Origin of the sequence: Mycolicibacterium holsaticum DSM 44478 = JCM 12374, assembly GCF_019645835.1 — a bacterium.
In the GTDB taxonomy this organism is placed as follows: domain Bacteria; phylum Actinomycetota; class Actinomycetes; order Mycobacteriales; family Mycobacteriaceae; genus Mycobacterium; species Mycobacterium holsaticum.
The window spans coordinates 272,557-291,062 of the sequence record NZ_CP080998.1 but is presented as its reverse complement, the minus strand read 5'-3'; the positions used below and the strand labels follow the sequence as shown (position 1 = coordinate 291,062).

The following is an 18,506-nucleotide window of genomic DNA, read 5'->3' as shown; positions in this document are numbered from 1 at the left end:
CCCCAAGCGCGAACTAGACCGTCACCGGCGCCCGCTGTTTGGTGAACTTCAGCGCCGCGTCGTCGACCTTGCCGTGGCGGATCAAGCGCAGGTCGAGCAGGTAGTTCTGCTTGAGCCGCCACGGGGCGACGTGACCGGCCTTGGGCAGGTAGTCCAGCGCGCGCAGCACGTAGCCGGGGGTGAAGTCCATCAGCGGGCGTTCGTCGACGCTGTTGCCGGGGTGCTGCGGTTCGACGGTGTCGTAACCCTTGGCAGCCATGTGGTTGAGGACGCGGCAGACGAACTCCGACACCAGATCGGCCTTCAGGGTCCACGAGGCGTTGGTGTAGCCGATGGTGAACGCCAGGTTCGGCATGTGCGTCAGCATCATGCCCTTGTAGGCCATGGTGCTGTTGAGTTCGACCGGTTCACCGTTGCGGGAGATCGACGCCCCACCGAAGAGCTGCAGTTTCAAACCGGTTGCGGTGACGATGATGTCGGCGTCCAGCGCCTCACCGGAGGCCAACCGGATACCGGTCTTGGTGAACCGCTCGATGGTGTCGGTGACCACGTCGGCCTTGCCGCGCCGAATCGCCTTGAACAGATCGCCGTTGGGTGCCAGGCACAACCGCTCATCCCACGGGTTGTACTTCGGGCCGAAGTGCTTGCCGACGTCGTAACCCTCGGGCAGGCGGCGCTGCGCCATCGTCATCAGCAGCTTGCGCATGGCGTTCGGGAAGCGCCTGGCGAACTGGTACCGGAAGGACTGCACCAGAATGCTTTTCCAGCGGTTCAGCACGTAGGCCGGCTTCTCGGGAAGCGTCTTGTTGGTCCGGACGGTGAACTGGTCGACGTCGGGCAGTGAACCGATGTACGTGGGCGAACGCTGCAGCATCGTGACATGTCCGGCACCCGAATTAGCCAGGGCGGGAACGAGAGTCACGGCTGTCGCACCGCTACCGATGATGATGAACTTCTTGCCCTGGTAATCGAGGTCCTCGGGCCAGTGCTGCGGATGGATCAGCGTGCCTTCGAAGTCGTCATAGCCGGGGAAGTCGGGCAGGTAGCCCTCGTCGTAGTTGTAGTACCCGCTGCAGGCGAACAGGAAGGAGCACTTGATCTCGACGTCTTGCCCGTCCCGTTCGATGCGAAGGGTCCAGTTGTTGTCCTCGTCGGACCAGTCGGCGGACAGCATCTTGTGGCCGTAGCGGATGTGCTTGTCGATGCCGTACTCGGCCACGGTTTCCTTCAGGTAGGACATGATCGACGGGCCGTCGGCGATGGCCTTCTCCGATGTCCACGGCTTGAACCGGAAGCCGAGGGTGAACATGTCGGAGTCCGAGCGGATGCCGGGATACTTGAACAGATCCCAGGTGCCGCCCAGGTTCTCCCGGCGCTCGAGCACCAGATAACTCTTGTCGGGGCAGCGGTCCTGCAGGTGCCACGCGGCACTGATGCCGGAGATGCCGGCACCGACGATTACGACATCGACAAATTCAGTCATGCTGTAAAGCTATCAACATGGTGTCGAGTTAGTCAACGGTTCGTCGAAAAACTCGACATCGTGTAAAGTTCCCCAGGTGACCACTACCAGCCAGCCCCGCGCCGGTCGAGCCCGCCGCAGCACCCGGCCCTCCGGCGACGAACGTGAGCAGGCGATTCTGGACACTGCCGAGCGGCTCCTCGAGCAGCATCGGCTGGCGGACATCTCGGTCGACGACCTCGCGAAGGGTGCGGGCATCTCCCGTCCGACGTTCTACTTCTACTTCCCGTCCAAGGACGCGGTCCTGTCCGCGCTCGTCCGGCAGGTGATCGACGAGGCGGACCGCAACGCCGACCAAGCCATGGGCGGTATGGACGCGTCCGTCGACCCCGCCGGCGTGTGGAAGGCGATCAACGCGTTGTTCGAGACCTTCGGTGCACATCGGGCGGTGACGCTCGCCGGCGCGGCGGCGCGCCCGGCGAACCCCGAGATCGGGGCATTGTGGTCGCGGTTCATGCAGAAATGGATCGACCACACCACCGCGTCGATCGACGCGGAACGCGCCCGCGGCGCGGCCCCGCAGACCATCTCCTCGGCCGACCTGGCCACCGCGCTCAACCTGATGAACGAGCGGACGATGCTGGCGGCGTTCGCCGACGAGCAACCGGCCGTCGCGCCCGGACAACTCGTCGACACGCTCGCCCACGTCTGGGTCACCAGCATCTACGGCAATACCGCGCACTGATCCCATCCTGTCGGCCCGTGATGCGAACATATGTTCGTGTCACCGTCGGGCGCGGCCATCCTGCACGCTGACCTCGATTCGTTCTACGCCTCCGTCGAGCAGCGTGACGACCCGGCGCTGCGCGACCGTCCGGTGATCGTGGGCGGCGGTGTCGTGCTGGCGGCAAGCTATGAGGCCAAGGCCTACGGGGTGCGCACCGCGATGGGCGGACGTCAGGCACGGCAGCTGTGCCCCCACGCCATCGTCGTGCCGCCGCGCATGTCGGCATACACCGAGGCCAGCCGCGCGGTCTTCGAGGTGTTCGACGACACCTCGCCGCTCGTCGAACCGGTCAGCGTGGACGAAGCCTTCCTCGACGTCTCAGGGCTGGCCCGGGTTTCGGGCACCCCCGTCGAGATCGCCGCGCGGTTGCGCGCGCAGGTCCGCGAGCGGGTCGGCCTGCCCATCACGGTCGGCATCGCGCGCACCAAGTTCCTGGCGAAGGTGGCCAGCCAGGAAGCCAAACCCGACGGGTTGCTGCTCGTCCCGCCCGATCGTGAACTCGCGTTCCTTCATCCGCTGCCGGTGCGCAGGCTGTGGGGTGTCGGTGCGAAGACGGCCGAAAAGCTGCACACCTACGGCATCGAGACGGTGGCCGACGTCGCCGAACTCAACGAGTCGACGCTGGCTTCGCTGGTCGGGGGCGCCATGGGCCGCCAGCTTTTCGCGTTGTCCCGCAACATCGATCGGCGCCGGGTGGTGACCGGTGTGCGCCGTCGGTCGGTGGGTGCCCAACGCGCGCTGGGCCGGTCGGGCAACACGATGTCGGCCGCCGAGCTCGACGCCGTCGTGGTCAACCTCGTCGACCGGATCACGCGCCGGATGCGCAAGGCCGGCCGTACCGGCCGAACAGTGGTGCTACGGCTGCGGTTCGACGATTTCAGCAGGGCCACCCGTTCGCACACGATGCCGCGGGCCACCGCGTCAACGGAGGTCATCCTGGCCACCGCGCGCTCGCTGGTGGCCGCCGCCGCACCGCTGATCGCCGACCGGGGCCTAACGCTGGTCGGGTTCGCGGTGTCGGGCATCGACCGCGACGGTGCCCACCAGCTGGAGTTGCCGTTCACCGTCGGCCCACCCGCCGACCCGCTCGCGATCGACGCCGCCGTCGACCGGGTGCGGTCACGCTACGGCAACGCCGCGGTCACCCGCGGGGTCCTGCTGGGGCGCGATCCGGGTTTGGAGATGCCGCTGCTACCGGACTAGAAGAACTGCGCGGCAACGAATCCCGCGAGAAGCACCGCGAATCCGCCGATCTCACCGACGATGAGCGCCACCATTCCGGCGTGCAACGCCGAGGTCGGGTGCTCGAACTGGTTGGTGGTGTCGCGGCGGGCGCCGTGGTTGATGTAGCTCGCGATCGCAATGACGAAGAAGAACACCACCACCATGGCCGCGGTCAGGTTCACCCAGGTGGGCCATCGGCTCAACTCGACGAACACGGCCAGAAGCAGGGTGGCGAACGAGTAAAGCAAGGCCGCGCGGTGCGCGATGTCGACGTAGGGGTGCGCCAGGTGGTTCTCCGCAGTCGCCATCTGCCGGTACTTCCATACCCCCAGCACCAGGGCGAGCAGGAAGATCAGTCCCGCGGCCAGCAGGGTGATGGTCGTATCGATACCGAGATCAGCGCGCATGCGCGGAGTCTAAGCCGCCGCGGGGTGTGACCTGGCCGCGGGCCGACCACAGCAATGCCTACAACGGGTTCACTCCGATGAGCGAGTAGATGTGGTCGGTCGGCATGACCGAGATCCCGTCGCGGGTCGTGACATAGACCTCCTGGCTGTTGCGCGCGAAATCGACATCAACCAGACCATCGACCTCAAACGCACCGACCACGCCGAGTTCGAGGCTGATGACCGTGACCTTGTCCTCTGTGGCGGAGGCGACCAGAACCATATCGCCGTACGGCGATGCGGCCACGCTCGTGGGACGCGCCCCAACCTGGTAAACGTCGTAGATCTCGTCGTCATAGGTATTGATGACGGCGACCGTATTGTTGAGTCCGTCTGTCACATAAGCGAAGTCGCGCGTCACGGCGATGCTCAGATCCGCGACGGACGCGGCATCCCAGGCGCCGGCATACACGACTGCGCTGTCCCCCGTTTCGATGTCGACCGCCAGTACCTCGTTGTTGATGAGACCGACATACAGCGTGGAATCGTCCTCGCTCACCGCAATGGCACTGCCCTGCAGAGGCGTAACTATCCGCCGGAACTCCCCTGTCGCCGTGTCGATCACCGAAACGGTGCCATCCTGATAATCCGTGACGTACAGCATTTCGCCATCACGGCTTACTGCCATCGCCGAAGCCTGGCGAACCGCACCGATCGGGGTCGCGGCGCCCGTTCGGAGATCGATCTTTGTGACGGCTGTGGTTTCGCTCTCATCCGCCGACTTGCCGACATAGGCGTAATCCCCGCGGTCACTCACCACGAGACTCCACGGCGTCGCGTCGAGGTCGACGATGTCGATCCGGCCCGTGCGGGTGTCGACAATCCGCAGATCGTTATCCGTCAGCACATAGATGCGAGTCGGGTCGTGGGAGACGAAGGTTTCCGACGGCCGGGCCCCGTCGTCGAACGTGATGGTGTTCGGATCCTTGACCTTGATCGTCACGGTAGCGGAGCCTGTGCCGCCGTTGCCGTCAGCGACGGTATAGGTGAACGAATCGGTCCCGACGAAGCCGGCGTTCGGCCGGTAGGTGACCACGCCGTCGGTCAGCGCGACGCTACCGTTTGACGCCTCTGCCACCTCCAATACTGTCAGCACGTCACCGTCGACGTCGAAATCGTTGGCCAGTACGTCGATCTCGTTGTCTCCGGAATCCCCATCGACCGTGGCGGTGTCATCGACCGCCACGGGGTTGTCGTTGACGGGGTTGACCAAAATGGTGACGGTGGCTGTGTTGCTCTGGCGGCCCTCGGAGTCCACGAGGAAGTAGGTGAAGGTCACAGTTCCAACAAAGTCCGGCGGCGGTGTGTACCTCACCGTGTGAGGCGCAGCGACAGTTTCGATAGAGCCCTCTGTGGGTGAAGCGACTCTGATGCGTGCGATCATGTCGGCGCTGGCGAGGTCGTTGCCTACTAAGTGGATCTCAACGGGTGTGTCTTCGTCGGTGACCGCAAAGTCGTCGTAGGCGAGAAACGGTCGTTCACGCACCTCGATGTGAACGGTTGCGGTTTCACTCACATCGGTGCCGTCGTCGACTCGGTAGGTGAACGAATCCGTACCCACGAAACCGGAGTTCGGGGTGTAGACGACGAGTCCGCCGTCCAATGTGACGCTGCCGTTGGTCGGTGACCCCAACGCGATGACCCTGAGCACGTCGCCGTCGACATCGGTGTCGTTGCCGAGCACGTCGATGAGCACTGGTCTGTTCTGCTCCGTTGACACAACGTCGTCATTGGCGACCGGAGGATCGTTCACTGTCACGCGCACAGTTGCGGTGGCTACCCCGCCGTTGCCGTCGGTAACGGCGTACGTAAACGAGTCCGAACCAACGAAACCCGTGACTGGCGTATAGGTGATCACACCGTCGGACAGGGTGACGGTGCCGTTGTTCGCGGTCCCCACTTCGATCACCGAAAGATCGTCGCCGTCGACATCGGAGTCGTTGCCCAACACGTTTACCACAGTGGGTCCGGAATTCGTCCTGACCGTGACGATGTCATCGGACGCCACTGGCCCGTCGTTGACGGGATTGACCGTGATGGTCACGGTACCGACGTTGCTGACGCGGCCATCGGCGTCGCGCAAATAGTAGGTAATCGTGTCGGTCCCGAAGAAGTCCGGCCGAGGAATGTACGTGAACGTGAACCGCTCGGGATCCCGCAGGTCAATAGCACCGTCGCCGTCATATTCGATGGCGATACCGGTGATCGTGTCCCCGGTGGGATCGGAGTCATTGGCCAAGACGTCGATGAGAACGGGTGTGTCCTCGTCGGTGACCACATCGTCGTCGTTGGCGACAAGCGGTGCCTGATGCACCGTGATCGTCACGGCGGTCAGATCGCTTGTACTGCGGCGGTCGTTAACCCGGTAATAGAACGTGTCGGTGCCATGGAAACCGGGAGACGGCGTGTAGGTGATTGTGCCGTCGTCGTTGACGACAGCATTGCCGAAGTTCGGTGCAACGAACACGACCGGCCGCAGCACGTCTTCCGGATCAGGATCGAAGTCGTTGGCCAGCACGTCGATAACGACCGGTGTGTTCTCTTCCGTGAACGCTTCGTCGTCGTTGCCGACCGGAGTGGTGTTCAACGAAATGATTTCTACGCGCACAAGGGCAGTAGACGTTTCACCGTTGCCGTCGGTAATGGTGTAGCTGAACGAATCCATGCCGTAGCGGTCGGCGTCCGGGGTGTAAGTGATGACACCGTCGATCATGGTGACCGTGCCCCTGTGCGCGGAGCCGACATGAATCACCGTAAGCGCGTCACCGTCAACGTCGGTATCGTTGCCCAGCACGTCAATCACATTGGCTGTGGAGTTTTCGTCGACCGTCACGACGTCAGGAACCGCGACCGGAGCGTCGTTGACGGGGTTCACCGTCACATACACAGTGGCCGTAGCAGTTCCACCCTTACCGTCGGAAACCGTATAGGTGAACGAATCCGCACCCTGGAAGTCGGCGCCTGGCGTGTAAGTGATGACACCGTCGGTGAACATGACCGTTCCATTGGTTGCGGCGCCGACCCCAGTCACCGTGAGTTCGTCATCCTCGACATCGGCGTCGTTGCCCAACACATCGACCACAGTGGCGCCGGTATCCTCGTCGACCGTCACGAAGTCATCGACCGCCACTGGGTCGTCGTTGACCGGATTTACCGTCACATGCACTGTGGCCGTGGATGTTTCACCATCAGGGTCAGTGATGGTGTAGGTGAACGAATCCGCACCCTGGAAGTCGGCGTCCGGGGTGTAGGTGATGACACCGTCGGCCAACGTGACTGTCCCGTTGCTTGCGGAGCCGACGGTGGTTACCGTGAGTTCGTCCCCGTCGACATCGGTGTCGTTAGCCAACACGTCGACCACGGCGACGCCGTCCTCATCGACGGTCACCGCATCATCAACCGCCACCGGAGCGTCATTGACCGGGTTCACCGTCACATACACAGTGGCCGTAGCAGTTCCACCGTTACCGTCGATAACGGTATAGATGAACGAATCGACGCCGTGAAAGTCACTAATCGGCGTATAAGTGAACGAACCATCCTCGTTGAGCGAGACAATGCCATGCAGGGGTAGTTGGGCGAGCTGCACCGACAGGTCATCACCGTCGACGTCGACGTCGTTGCCCAACACTCCCGGCGCGGGGATGTTCAGCGGGGTGTCCTCGTCGGTGGTGTACGTGTCATCCGCCGGGGCAGGCGGATCCGGCTCGGCGGTCACCGTGACGGTCACGGTGGCGGTGGCGGTGCCGCCCATGCCGTCGGAGATGCTGTAGGAGAACGAATCTGTGCCGTAAAAGTCCGCATTCGGGGTGTAGGTGATGACCCCGTCGGTCAGCGTGGCAGCGCCGTTCGCCGCGGACCCGACGGCGATGACCGAGAGGTCGTCACCGTCGAGATCGGTGTCGTTGCCCAACACGTCGATCACGGTTGCCCCGGAATCCTCAGCGACGGTGACAGAGTCGTCGACCGCCACGGGGGCGTCGTTGACCGGGTTGACCGTCACGGTCACGGTGACGGTGCTGGCATGGCCGGCATCGCCGCCGAACAGGGCGGCCCACAGTCCCCGCAGCCCATGGACATGGAGGGGGCTCTCCTCATCGGAAATCGTGTAGGTGAAGGTGTCGGTGCCGTGGAAATCGGCATTCGGGGTGTAGGTCAGCGTGCCACCCTCGTAGGTCACCGACCCGTTCTGCGGCTGGGTCACCTCGGTCACGGTCACCACATCCCCGGCGACCGAGTCGGGATCGGTCCCGGTGACGACATCGACGGTGATCGGCGTGTCCTCCGAAGTGGTGATGTCATCGACCACCGGGGTTGGCGTGCGGTTCAGGAACATGTGCTGCCACTCGCGACGCACCCAGCCCAGCAGCGCCCACGCCAACGGTGGCTCGGCAGGCGCCCCAGGTCCGGGCGCGACGAAGGGCGACAGCAGCGCGGCCATGACTGTGCTCGCAATCCCGACGACGTCGCTTGAGGTATCCGCCGGCGTCGCGGTCGGCTCGTCTTCCACCAAGATCGTCGCCACCTCGACAGATTCGTCCAGGAGGGTCTCGGTAGTCAGCCGGCTCGTCGATGACTCTGCCGGCTGCTCCTGTTCGGTCAGCTCGGAGGCGTGGGGATCATCGACGGGCTCGGCGACGGACGCCATATCATCGATACGCTCCGAAACCTGATCAACATCGTTTGACGGGCTGCCCTGCAGGGCGGAATCGCGCTGAGTAACTATGGATTCCGGCTCGACAGTTGCGGCCGTACTGTCCTGGTCGTCGATACCGACGTCGGTGTCGTCGTCTGTTTCCGGTTCGTCGAGGCCGTCGGGCTCGCCGTAGTCTTCGTATTCGTCATCGTCGGTCGGCAGGGTGGCGTCGGTGGACTGCTCGGCGTCGGCGGCGTCATCGGCATCCGAATCGAGACCGGCGTCGTCTCCATCAAGCGCATCGTCGACGCTCCCGCTCTCTGTCTGCGTCGCAGCGGAGTTTCCGCCAGCAGCCTGCCCTGATGATGAATCCGAACCGTCACCCGACGACGCACCAGAACTCTGCGAATCGCCCAGAGAACCCGTGTCCGCCCACGCCAGACCCGACCCGCCTGTCGCGACGGCGACACCCACGCCCAAGGCCACCGCCAAGGCGCCGACCCGGCCGACATAACGTGCGTAGGCAGTCGAATTTACCGACTTCGAACAACCGAACATCCGCGACTGGCAGTTGCTGAAGTCAATTCCATATCGCGCTGCGGCGGCCATCGAGTGTCCCTTCTGTCCCGATTGCGAATACGCAATGCGGTTGGTCAACGTTGGGATGCATTCAACATACGGACGCTAACAACTCTTGTGAGCAGGCGTAACGGTTTCAACTGATTTCGTCAGCAATTAACAAAACTTGGACCGAATTCACGACAGAGTCAGCCAAGTAGTTTCTACCGCGAGGAAATTTTGTCGCACATTTGGATTAGCTATCGACGCTTATGTTTTATCCCCACAGCGAATCGATGCGAACAGCACTTACGCTAGCGTCGATTTACGAACCAGTCCAGGCCAACAGGTTTTCGGCCGGCCAGGTGTTGACGATCCTCTCGACAGGCACGCCTGCGTCGAGCGCACGTGAAGCGCCGTACCCGAGAAACTCGAGCTGCCCGGGCGCGTGCGAGTCGGTGTTGATGGAGAACACGCAGCCGATGTCCAGCGCCAGGTTCAGCAGCCGGGTGGGTGGATCGCGGCGCTCGGGCCGGGAGTTGATCTCGACGGCGGTGCCGTGGTCCCGGCAGGCGGTGAACACCTTCTCGGCGTCGAACTTCGACTCCGGCCGGACCCCGCGCCCGCCGGTAACCAGGCGGCCGGTGCAGTGCCCGAGCACATCGGTGTGCGGGTTGGCGACCGCCTTGAGCATGCGCCGCGTCATCGACGGTTCGTCCATCGACAGCTTGGAGTGCACGCTGGCCACCACCACGTCGAGGCGTTCTAACAGCTCCGCTTCCTGGTCGAGCGACCCGTCCTCGAGGATGTCGACCTCGATACCGGTGAGGATCCGCATCGGCGCCACCGTCTCGCGGAGTTCGTCGATGACGTCGAGTTGCTTGCGTAACCGTTCCGGTGACAACCCGTTGGCCACACGCAGCCGCGGTGAGTGATCGGTCAGCGCACAGTATTCGTGGCCCAAATCCCTTGCCGCCAGCATCATCTCCTCGATCGGCGCTGAACCGTCGGACCAGTTCGAGTGCACGTGCAGGTCACCGCGCAGTGCGGCGCGGATGTCTCCCCCACCGAGATCTGCTGCATTGGAGCGCAGTTCGACGAGCGCGTCGGGTTCGCGGCCGGCCCACGCCTGCGCGATGACCTTTGCCGTCTTGGGCCCGATGCCGGGCAACGATTGCCAGGAGTTGGCCGCGCCGTGGCGCTCGCGCTGCCCCCCGGAAAGCCCCTCGACGATGTCGGCGGCGTTGCGGTAGGCCATCACCCGGCGTGGGTCCTCGCGCGCACGGTCCTTGTAGTAGGCGATCTGGCGCAGGGCGATAACCGGGTCCATACCTCCAGTGTGCCCAATCAGGGCGCGCGCCATGCCGGGTCACGCCCGGTCAGCCCGACGATCCGGTGCAGTGTCGGCGCGTCGGCGGCGACGGGCACGGCCGGTCCGAACAGACCCTCGACCGGATCCTCGGCGGCGCTCTGGGTGACGTGGGACAACACGGCGGCCATCGTGCCGGCGTCGACGTCATAGGGCTGGGCGGTTGCGCGCGCCACGTCCCATCCGTGGATGACCACTTCGGTGAGCGCGATCAAGCCACCCACCTCGCCGGGAAAATCGACGCCACCCGCGCGCGTCATGCCCTGCCAGGCCGACGGGTCGGCGTAGGCATCGGCCAGCGCTGCGAGCCGGGCCGGATACGACGTGCGCCAGTCGCCGTCGAGCGCTTGCGCGCCCACCTGCGGAGGCGTGTCGGTCAGCGGCCCGAAGTCCTTGCGTGCGGCGGCGGTGAACGCCAACGCCAGCCCACCGATGTGGGCCAGCAGCTGGTCAAGGCGCATATCCGCGCAGGGGGTGGGCGCGCTCAGCTGCTCGTCGGTCACGGTCGCCAACACATCGGCGGTGCGTCGGCAGGCCGGCATCAAATCGATCATGCCGATACCGACCGGCGCGACCTTCGGAACTCATCGCAACGTCACAGATCGTTTCCCGCGTAGGACAGGTTGAAGCTCTTGTTGGTCAACGGGAAGTCCGGAACGATCGTGTCGGCCATCGCCACAGGAAGCGCCGGCCAGTTGAACCAGGACGGGTCGACGATCTTGGCCCGGGTGAAGGTGTTGTCGGCGTCCACCTCGACACGGTGCACGATGGTGCCGCGCCAGCCCTCCACGATGCCGACGCCGCTGGACACGCCCGTGTGATCCTTGAGCGGTTCCTGATATTCGGTCGGCCCCCGGTGGGATTCGATGAGCGCGCACGCCAAATCGACCGATGCGGCGAACTCGTCGCGTCGCACCGCGTAGCGGGCGAGCACGTCGCCGGTGGTGGCGCCGACCTCGGTGACGGGCAGCTCGGTCGTCGGGTGGTCGAGGCGGGCGTCGGTGCGTACCCCGCTAGCCCGGGCGGCGTAGCCCAGACATCCCAGCGACTGCGCGTCCTCGGCGCTGAGCACCGAGGTTCCGGCGAACCGGTCGTAAACGACGTTGTTGCGCAACGTGAGGTCGGCCACCTCGGCCAGGTCGGCGGCGATCTCGCGCAGCACGGCCGGGTCGGGCAGTGTCCGCAGCACGATTCCGCCGGGCCGGATGGCGCCCCGTAACAGCCGGTGTCCGGTCACCTCGGCATTGATGCGCAACAGGCGTTCCCGGATCCGCAGCGCATGGGTGTTGGCGATCCCGAAGGAGACGTCGTTGGCGAGGGCGCCGAGGTCGGCCGCGTGGTTGTAGAGCCGTTCGAGTTCCACGAGCAGTGCGCGCAGCCGGTGCGCCTGATCGGGCAGCGCGACGCCGGCAGCGTCCTCGACGGCGAGGCTGTGCGCAAGCGCGTGTCCGGCAGACGTGTCGCCGCTGATCCGTTCGGCCAGCGCGACACCACCGGTGATCGGGGTGCCCTCGAACAGCTTCTCCACGCCGCGGTGCACGAACCACAGCCGGCCCTTGAGCCGCAACACGGTTTCGCCGACCACGGAGAACCGGAAATGGCCCGGCTCGATCAGCCCGGCGTGCACCGGACCGACCGGGATCTCGTATACGCCGGTGCCTTCGACCGTGACGAACGGAAAGCGGCCTCTCGACTCGAATTGCGGTGGCCGACCGGCGTCTTTGCGCATGGGATACCAGTCCTGCGGCCAGTGCGCGTGCCGGACCAACCGACGCGGGTGCGGATGTCCACCGGGGCGGATGCCGTAGAGGTCGGCCATCTCGCGCTCGAACCGGCTGGCCGGAAACGACATGTAGGCCAGCGACGGCACCTCGGGGTCGCCGGGCGCCACGACGCATTCGACTTCGACCCGACGGTCGGGCTGGCCGGCGAGGAACAGATACACCACCCGCAGCGCGCCGCCGCCGTCGTCGTGGGCTGCCACCAACGCAAGCCGAAACCCCTTGTCGAACAGTTCCTCGGCCTTATCCCTCAGTGAGTCCGATGGGATGCGGTGGCGGATACGGTTTTTCATCTCAACGCTCCGAGCAGGTTCGCCGCGTCCGCGAACAGGTCCGTTAGCGGGCCGGCCGTGACGCCGAGCACGATCGAGACGGCCACGCCGATCAGCAGCGCCGCCGCCACCGAGCCGGGCACGACGATCGCGGGCGCCCCTGTCGGGGCGGACCCGAGCAGCATGCGGCCCGAATTGCGCACCAGCGCCGTGAATGCCACCGCGATCAGCAGCACGGCCGCGGCAAGCACCCAGGCCAAGCCGGCGTCGGCCAGTGAGCGGGCGATGGCCAGCTCGCTGGCGAACATCGCAAACGGCGGTAACCCGAGCAGCACGAGCAGCCCGACCGAGAACGATCCGCCGACCATCCGCGAACGCCGCACCACACCGCTGATCTCGCCGATTGCGGTGGAGTCGTGCGCGAGCTGCAGCTGACCACCCGCGAGGAACAGCACGGTCTTGCCCACCCCGTGCGCGAAAACGTGCAACAGCAGCCCCGCGATCGCCAGCGGTGTCCCGGCCGCGGCGGCGATCGCGATCAGCCCCATGTTCTCCATCGAGGAGTACGCGAGCATGCGTTTGACGTCGCCGGTGACGACGAGCATCAGCGCTGAGATGAGCAGGGTCATCAGGCCGAGCGCGATCAGCCCGGTACGCAGGAACTCCGGGCCGGTCGCCGCGTCGACGATCGGTTTGATGCGCAGCAGCACCGAGAACGCCACGGCCAGCAGCACACCGCTCATCAACGCCGACACCGGTGCTGGCGCCTGGCTGTGCGCATCGGCCAGCCAGGTGTGGAACGGAAACAGGCCGGCCTTGGCGCCGTAGCCGATGAGCAGCAGCCCGCCGGCCAGCCGCACCACGTCCGGGTCGAGGCTGGCCGCGTACGCCGCGAGCACGTCGAGGTTGAGCGCATGTGCGTCCGGCGCGCCTGCATGCTGGGCGGCGAAGTACATCAGGACGGTGCCCAGCAGCGCCACCGCGATGCCCACCGAGCAGATCACCACGTACTTCCACGTCGCTTCGAGCGCCGTGCGGGTGCGGCGGTGCCCGACCAGGAACGCGGTGACGACGGTGGTGGCCTCGACGGCGACCCAGATGACTCCGATGTTGTTGGCGCTGACCGCAAGTGCCATTGCCGCGATGAACGCCGGGGTCAGCACGCCGTACAGCCGGGCGCCGCCGGCATCGGTATGGCCGTGTTCGAGTTCGGCACCGATGTAGCCGATGCTGGCCCACGTGCTCAGCGTGGCGACGACGCCGATGACGATCAGCATGGTGACCGAGAGCGCGTCGACGCGCAGCAGACCGCCCAGTGCCAGGTACGGCTCGGACCCGACCCGGGTGGCGAGAACGACGCCGCACACCAGCACGGTGCCGGCCGAAGCCACGGACAGCGCGGCGGTCCAACGTCGCCATCCCCCAACGAGATTCACCAATGCAGTGGCGGCGGGCACCAGGACGGACGCGAGAAGCAGTGTGGTCATCAGTCGCGCAACTCCTGCAGCCGGTCCAGATCGGCACCGCCGAACGCCCTGCGCAGCCGCCCGGTCAGCACCCCGATGATCAGCACCACGAACAGCACGTCGAGTGACGCGCCGAGTTCGACGATCAACGGCACACCCGCGGTGAGCAGGAACGCCGCGGCGGTGATCCCGTTGTCCAGCATCAGGAATCCGGCCGCCTGTGACACGGCGTGCCGCCGGGTGACCATCACGAACAGCGCGATGAGGATCACCGCGAATGCCGCGGGGACGGCGTTGACGACCGGGTCGGGCGCCAGATCGACCAGCGGGCGGGTGATCGCGAACGCGACGACGGTCAGTATTCCGGTGATCAGCAGCGAGGTCGCGGTGTTCACCAACGGCGTCGCCTCGCGCTGCGCCTTCGGCTCGGCGGCCAGCGCCCGGGCCAGCAGCCAGGGCAGCACCCCCGCGCGCAACACCAGGACCGCGGCGCCGACGGCCACCAGCGCGGCTTCGGCGTCGTGCAGACCCCGTAGCACCGGAATCGCGGCCAGCGCCACCCCCTGCCAGGCCAGCAGGCGAACGATGGCGCGCAGGTCGCGGCGCCACACGATGAGCACCGCGGCCAGGGTGAGCCCGCCCGCGGCGAACCCGATGAGCGTGATGAAGTTTGCGTCGATCACGGGGCCCCCACCGTGAAGAAGCTGGCCGCGGTCACCGCGAGCAGCGCGAGCAGGAACGAGCCGGCCAGCAGTTCGGGCACCCGGAACAACCGCAGCTTGGCGATGAACACCTCGACGCTGGCCAGCAGCATCGCCAGCACGGCGACCTTGACCGCGACGGCGGCGACGCCGACGACAACCGCGATCGCCGTGGGATTGTCACCGGCGATTCCCCACGGCAGGAACAGGTTCGCCAGCAGCGCCAGCAGCACGGTGAGCCGCATCGCCGACGCCCACTCCACCAGCGCCAGCTTCGGTCCGGCGTATTCGAGCACCATCGCCTCGTGCACCATCGTCAGCTCGAGGTGGGTGGCTGGGTTGTCCACCGGCAGCCGCCCCGTCTCGGCGATGATGACCACGACCAGCGCCGCGAACGCCAACACCCCGGCCAGCGACGCCACCTGGCCGGGGTTGTCCAGTGTATTGGCCACCAGGGCACCGAGATTCGCCGAGCCCGCCGGTATCGACAACGCGAACACGGCCAGCAGAATCGTGGGCTCCACCAGGGCGGCGATGGTGATTTCGCGGCTGGCGCCCATCCCACCGAACGACGTACCGGTGTCGATGCCTGCAAGGGTGAGCGCCACCGTGCCGAGGAACAGCAACCCGACGACGGCGAACAGATCGGCGCTGGAGTCCAGCGGCGATCCGGTGGCCACCACGGGCACGATCGCGGCGATCAGCAGCGTGGTACCGGCAAGCACGGCGGGCGCCGCGGCGAAGACGAGCGTGGTGCCTTCCGGTGTGATCTGTTGTTTACCAAGCTGTTTGCGCAGATCCCGCCAGGGCTGCCACACCCCGGCGCCGGCACGACCTTCCCACCGCGCTCGGACCTGGCGCATCAACCCGATCACCAGCGGCGCGCCGAGGGCCACCGTGGCCAGTTGCGCCACGCCAGCCAGATAGGACACCAGGCTCATCTCGCGACCACCAGGATGATCAGCACACCCAGCGCCCCGTAGGCCAGGTAGAGGTGGATGCTGCCGGTGTGGGCCCGGCGGATGACATCGGCGGCGGCGGCCACCGCCCGCACAACCGGGGTGTACAGCCGCTCCTCGACAGCGTCACCGATCCGGTTGCGATATGTGACACGGTCGGCCATGTACCGCGATTCGGCGGTCGGGGTGACTTCGATGGCGGTGTCGGGACGAAGAACGTCGTCAAACACCCGCTGCAGCGGCTCGGCGAACGATGTTGCGGTGTATTGCATTCGGGATGTCAGGTCGGCCGCCCCACAGGCCCACAGCGGCAGCCGTTCGGCTTCGGGTCGGCGTCCTGCCCGCCATTGGCTGGCCAGCACCACGGCCAGGATCGCCACCACCAGCGCGGCCGCGATCACGGCCGGCGCGATCGAGCCCGGCACGCCGGGCAGCCGGATCAGGATGCCGAAGTCGGTGAACTCGACGTCTTGTGCGGCGGGCAGCGTTTCGAGCACCCGGCGCAGGGCGGGCGCGATCAGCCCGGGCACCACCGCGATCAGCGCGCAGCCCACGGCCGCGATGGTCATGCCTGCCACCATCGTGCGCGGGGATTCTGTTGCCGCCGAGGCTGGTTCGGAGCGTGGCCGGGCCAGGAAACCGATGCCGAACGCCTTGACCATGGTGGCCACCCCGAGGCCGACCGTCAACGCGACCGCGCCCATGGCCAGCGGACCCATCAGCGCCACCATCGCGTCGCCGCCGGGGGCGCGGATCAGTGACTGCAGCAGCAGCCATTCGCTGACGAACCCGGCGCCGAGCGGCAATCCGGTCGCGCCGAGGGCGCCCACGCCGAACAGCGTCGTCGTCGCGGGCATCCGCCGGGCCAACCCGCCGAGCCGGTCGAGATCGCGAAGCCCGGTGGCCGACAGCACCGACCCCGCCGCCATGAAGGCCAGGCACTTGAACACCGCATGAGCAAGCAGATGCAGCACGGCGGCGGTCATCGCGATGGTCGCGGGCGCGGCGGCACCGGCATCGGCGAACAACGTCGCGGCGCCGAGCGCCATCGTGATCAGCCCCATGTTCTCGGTCGTCGAATAGGCCAGCAGCCGTTTGAGATCCGACGCCACCGACGCCTGCAGCACTCCGTAGAGCGCGGAAACCGCACCGACGATCAGCAGCGTCAGCGCCCACCACCGCGGCCCGGGGCCGAGCAGCTGCAGGTCGATGCGCACGATGCCGTAGATGCCCAGGCTCACCATCGCCGCGCTCATCAGCGCCGACACCGGCGTGGGCGCCTCGGGGTGCGCCCGCGGCAGCCAGGCGTGCAGCGGCACCAGACCGGCCTTGGAGCCGAAACCCGCCAGCGTCAACAAGAAGACCACGGTGCGGGTGCCTTCGGACACGCCGGTCAGGTCGGCGAAGCGGTCCGCACCGCCCGCAGCGGACAACACCATCAAACCGACGAGGATGGCGACGAAGCCGAGTTGGGTCATCACCGCATACATCAGCGCCGCCGAGCGCACGCGCGACTCGGTGTGGTCGGCGAGCACCAGCACCAACGACGCGACCGCCATCAGCTCCCAGGCGAACAGAAACGTCGTCACCGATCCGGCCGCTGGCACCAGCAGCATCGCGGCCACGAACAGCGGAAGCACGGCCATCGCGGTCCGGCTCAGGTGGTGGGCGTATCCGATCGCGTAGATGCCGACCGGCACCGCGACCGCGCCGGTCAACGCCAGGAAGAACCCGCCGAGCGGATCGAGCTGCAACTGCACACCGGCCAGCGGCAACAGCCAGCCGATACGCACCTCACGGGCGGGGCCGAACAGCGCGAGCACACCGAGCCACACCCCGGCGACGCCGACGGCCGAGGTGCCCAAGCCCATGACGACGTCGAACCCCCTGTGCGACGCGGATTTTCGTACCCCCTCGGCGGGAGCGGCCAAGGTGGCGGTCACTTGCCGGTCACCGATCGCAGTGCGGCGACGATCTGGTCGGGGGTGGGCGGGCAGCCCGGTATCTCGACGTCGACGGGGACCACCTCGCCGACCGCGCCGACCACACCGTAGGCGTCGGCGAAGACGCCACGATTGAGGGCACAGTCACCGCACGCGATGACCACCCGCGGCTTGGGCGTCGCCGCAACGGTGTTGCGAAGGGGTTCGGCCATGTTGCGGGTGACCACGCCGGTGACCAGCAGGGCGTCCGCGTGCCGGGGCGAGGCGACCAGCCGTGCCCCGTACCGCTCGGCGTCGTAGACAGGGCCGAACGCCCCGCCGATCTCCACCTCGCATCCGTTGCACGAACCGGCGTCGACGTGGCGGATTTGCAACGAACCACGCACGCCCGCAGGCGGTTCGACCGCGGCTTGGGGGGCGGGCTCGGACGGTTCAACGATACGTCCGACCCGAAATATCTTGCGTAACCAACTCATTGGTCGCCCTCGGCATCGGCGCGCAGGTCGGCCAGCACCGCGACACGGTCGCTGAGGACCGTGGTCAGCACCTTGCGTGCGACGGCCAGCAGCTCGGCGATGTCCGGTGACGCGATCGAGTAGATGACGCTGTTGCCGTCTTTGCGGGCGGTGACGACCCCGGAGCGGCGCAATACGCCCAACTGCTGGGACAGGTTCGAGGATTCCAGGCCGACCTCGGGCTGCAGCTCTCCGACGGATCGGTCCTTGTCGGCCAGCAGTTCGAGAATCCGTACGCGGGCCGGATGGCCGAGCGTTTTGAAGAACTCGCCCTTGAGCTTGTACAGCGGCTCCACCCGAACTCCTGAAGAATTGCCGTTTCCTACGATTTATTACTTGAAGACTTTATCATATAGATATGAAGTGGAGGGCGCGGTGCGGGTCACG

14 protein-coding genes are annotated in these 18,506 nt (G+C 66.2%); 2 read left to right on the top strand and 12 right to left on the bottom strand.

The window, feature by feature from the left end; all coding sequences use genetic code 11:
• Window positions 1-13 precede the first annotated feature (13 nt).
• Window positions 14-1,483, bottom strand: a complete 1,470-nt coding sequence (locus K3U96_RS01400; protein WP_220691830.1) for a flavin-containing monooxygenase — start codon at window positions 1,481-1,483, stop codon at window positions 14-16.
• A 76-nt stretch (window positions 1,484-1,559) separates the two neighbouring features.
• Here K3U96_RS01400 and K3U96_RS01395 point away from each other — a divergent pair, with 76 nt between their 5' ends.
• Both K3U96_RS01395 and dinB read left to right on the top strand, forming a co-directional pair.
• Window positions 1,560-2,207: a TetR/AcrR family transcriptional regulator gene (locus tag K3U96_RS01395; RefSeq protein WP_220691829.1), complete on the top strand. Its 648-nt coding sequence runs from the start codon at window positions 1,560-1,562 to the stop codon at window positions 2,205-2,207.
• 30 nt (window positions 2,208-2,237) lie between these two features.
• Window positions 2,238-3,452 (top strand): DNA polymerase IV, encoded by a 1,215-nt coding sequence (gene dinB / locus K3U96_RS01390; RefSeq protein WP_069403498.1) that lies wholly within the window; start codon window positions 2,238-2,240, stop codon window positions 3,450-3,452.
• Here the strand turns inward: dinB and K3U96_RS01385 are convergent.
• From K3U96_RS01385 to K3U96_RS01335, 11 genes are all read right to left on the bottom strand, one after another.
• Window positions 3,449-3,880: a hypothetical protein gene (locus tag K3U96_RS01385; protein ID WP_069403497.1), complete on the bottom strand. Its 432-nt coding sequence runs from the start codon at window positions 3,878-3,880 to the stop codon at window positions 3,449-3,451. The two genes, dinB and K3U96_RS01385, sit on opposite strands and share 4 nt — an antisense overlap.
• 58 nt (window positions 3,881-3,938) lie before the next feature.
• Window positions 3,939-9,164: an Ig-like domain-containing protein gene (locus K3U96_RS01380; RefSeq protein WP_220691828.1), complete on the bottom strand. Its 5,226-nt coding sequence runs from the start codon at window positions 9,162-9,164 to the stop codon at window positions 3,939-3,941.
• 274 nt (window positions 9,165-9,438) lie between these two features.
• Complete coding sequence (locus tag K3U96_RS01375) at window positions 9,439-10,443, bottom strand: PHP domain-containing protein (RefSeq protein WP_220691827.1); 1,005 nt, start codon at window positions 10,441-10,443, stop codon at window positions 9,439-9,441.
• A gap of 17 nt (window positions 10,444-10,460) precedes the next feature.
• A complete protein-coding gene (locus K3U96_RS01370) occupies window positions 10,461-11,036 on the bottom strand; it encodes a TIGR03086 family metal-binding protein (RefSeq protein ID WP_220691826.1) in 576 nt (191 codons plus the stop codon).
• A 41-nt stretch (window positions 11,037-11,077) separates the two neighbouring features.
• Window positions 11,078-12,556, bottom strand: coding sequence for a hydrogenase large subunit (locus K3U96_RS01365; protein WP_220691825.1), 1,479 nt, complete (start codon window positions 12,554-12,556; stop codon window positions 11,078-11,080).
• Window positions 12,553-14,022: a proton-conducting transporter transmembrane domain-containing protein gene (locus K3U96_RS01360; protein WP_069403493.1), complete on the bottom strand. Its 1,470-nt coding sequence runs from the start codon at window positions 14,020-14,022 to the stop codon at window positions 12,553-12,555. The genes K3U96_RS01365 and K3U96_RS01360 overlap by 4 nt, the downstream gene beginning before the upstream one ends.
• The gene (locus tag K3U96_RS01355; protein WP_220691824.1) at window positions 14,022-14,684 is read right to left on the bottom strand and encodes a hypothetical protein; all 663 of its coding nucleotides are present in this window, start codon (window positions 14,682-14,684) and stop codon (window positions 14,022-14,024) included. The genes K3U96_RS01360 and K3U96_RS01355 overlap by 1 nt, the downstream gene beginning before the upstream one ends.
• Window positions 14,681-15,634 (bottom strand): respiratory chain complex I subunit 1 family protein, encoded by a 954-nt coding sequence (locus tag K3U96_RS01350; RefSeq protein ID WP_110917228.1) that lies wholly within the window; start codon window positions 15,632-15,634, stop codon window positions 14,681-14,683. The genes K3U96_RS01355 and K3U96_RS01350 overlap by 4 nt, the downstream gene beginning before the upstream one ends.
• Window positions 15,635-15,639: 5 nt before the next feature.
• Window positions 15,640-17,532 carry a proton-conducting transporter transmembrane domain-containing protein gene (locus K3U96_RS01345; protein WP_220693357.1) on the bottom strand — a complete coding sequence of 631 codons (1,893 nt, stop codon included), beginning with the start codon at window positions 17,530-17,532 and terminating at the stop codon, window positions 15,640-15,642.
• 68 nt (window positions 17,533-17,600) lie between these two features.
• Window positions 17,601-18,080 (bottom strand): NADH-quinone oxidoreductase subunit B family protein, encoded by a 480-nt coding sequence (locus K3U96_RS01340; RefSeq protein ID WP_069403489.1) that lies wholly within the window; start codon window positions 18,078-18,080, stop codon window positions 17,601-17,603.
• Window positions 18,077-18,415: a lsr2/espR transcriptional regulator gene (locus tag K3U96_RS01335; RefSeq protein WP_372514974.1), complete on the bottom strand. Its 339-nt coding sequence runs from the start codon at window positions 18,413-18,415 to the stop codon at window positions 18,077-18,079. Before K3U96_RS01335 ends, K3U96_RS01340 begins: the two co-directional genes overlap by 4 nt.
• Between the last annotated feature and the right edge of the window lie 91 nt (window positions 18,416-18,506).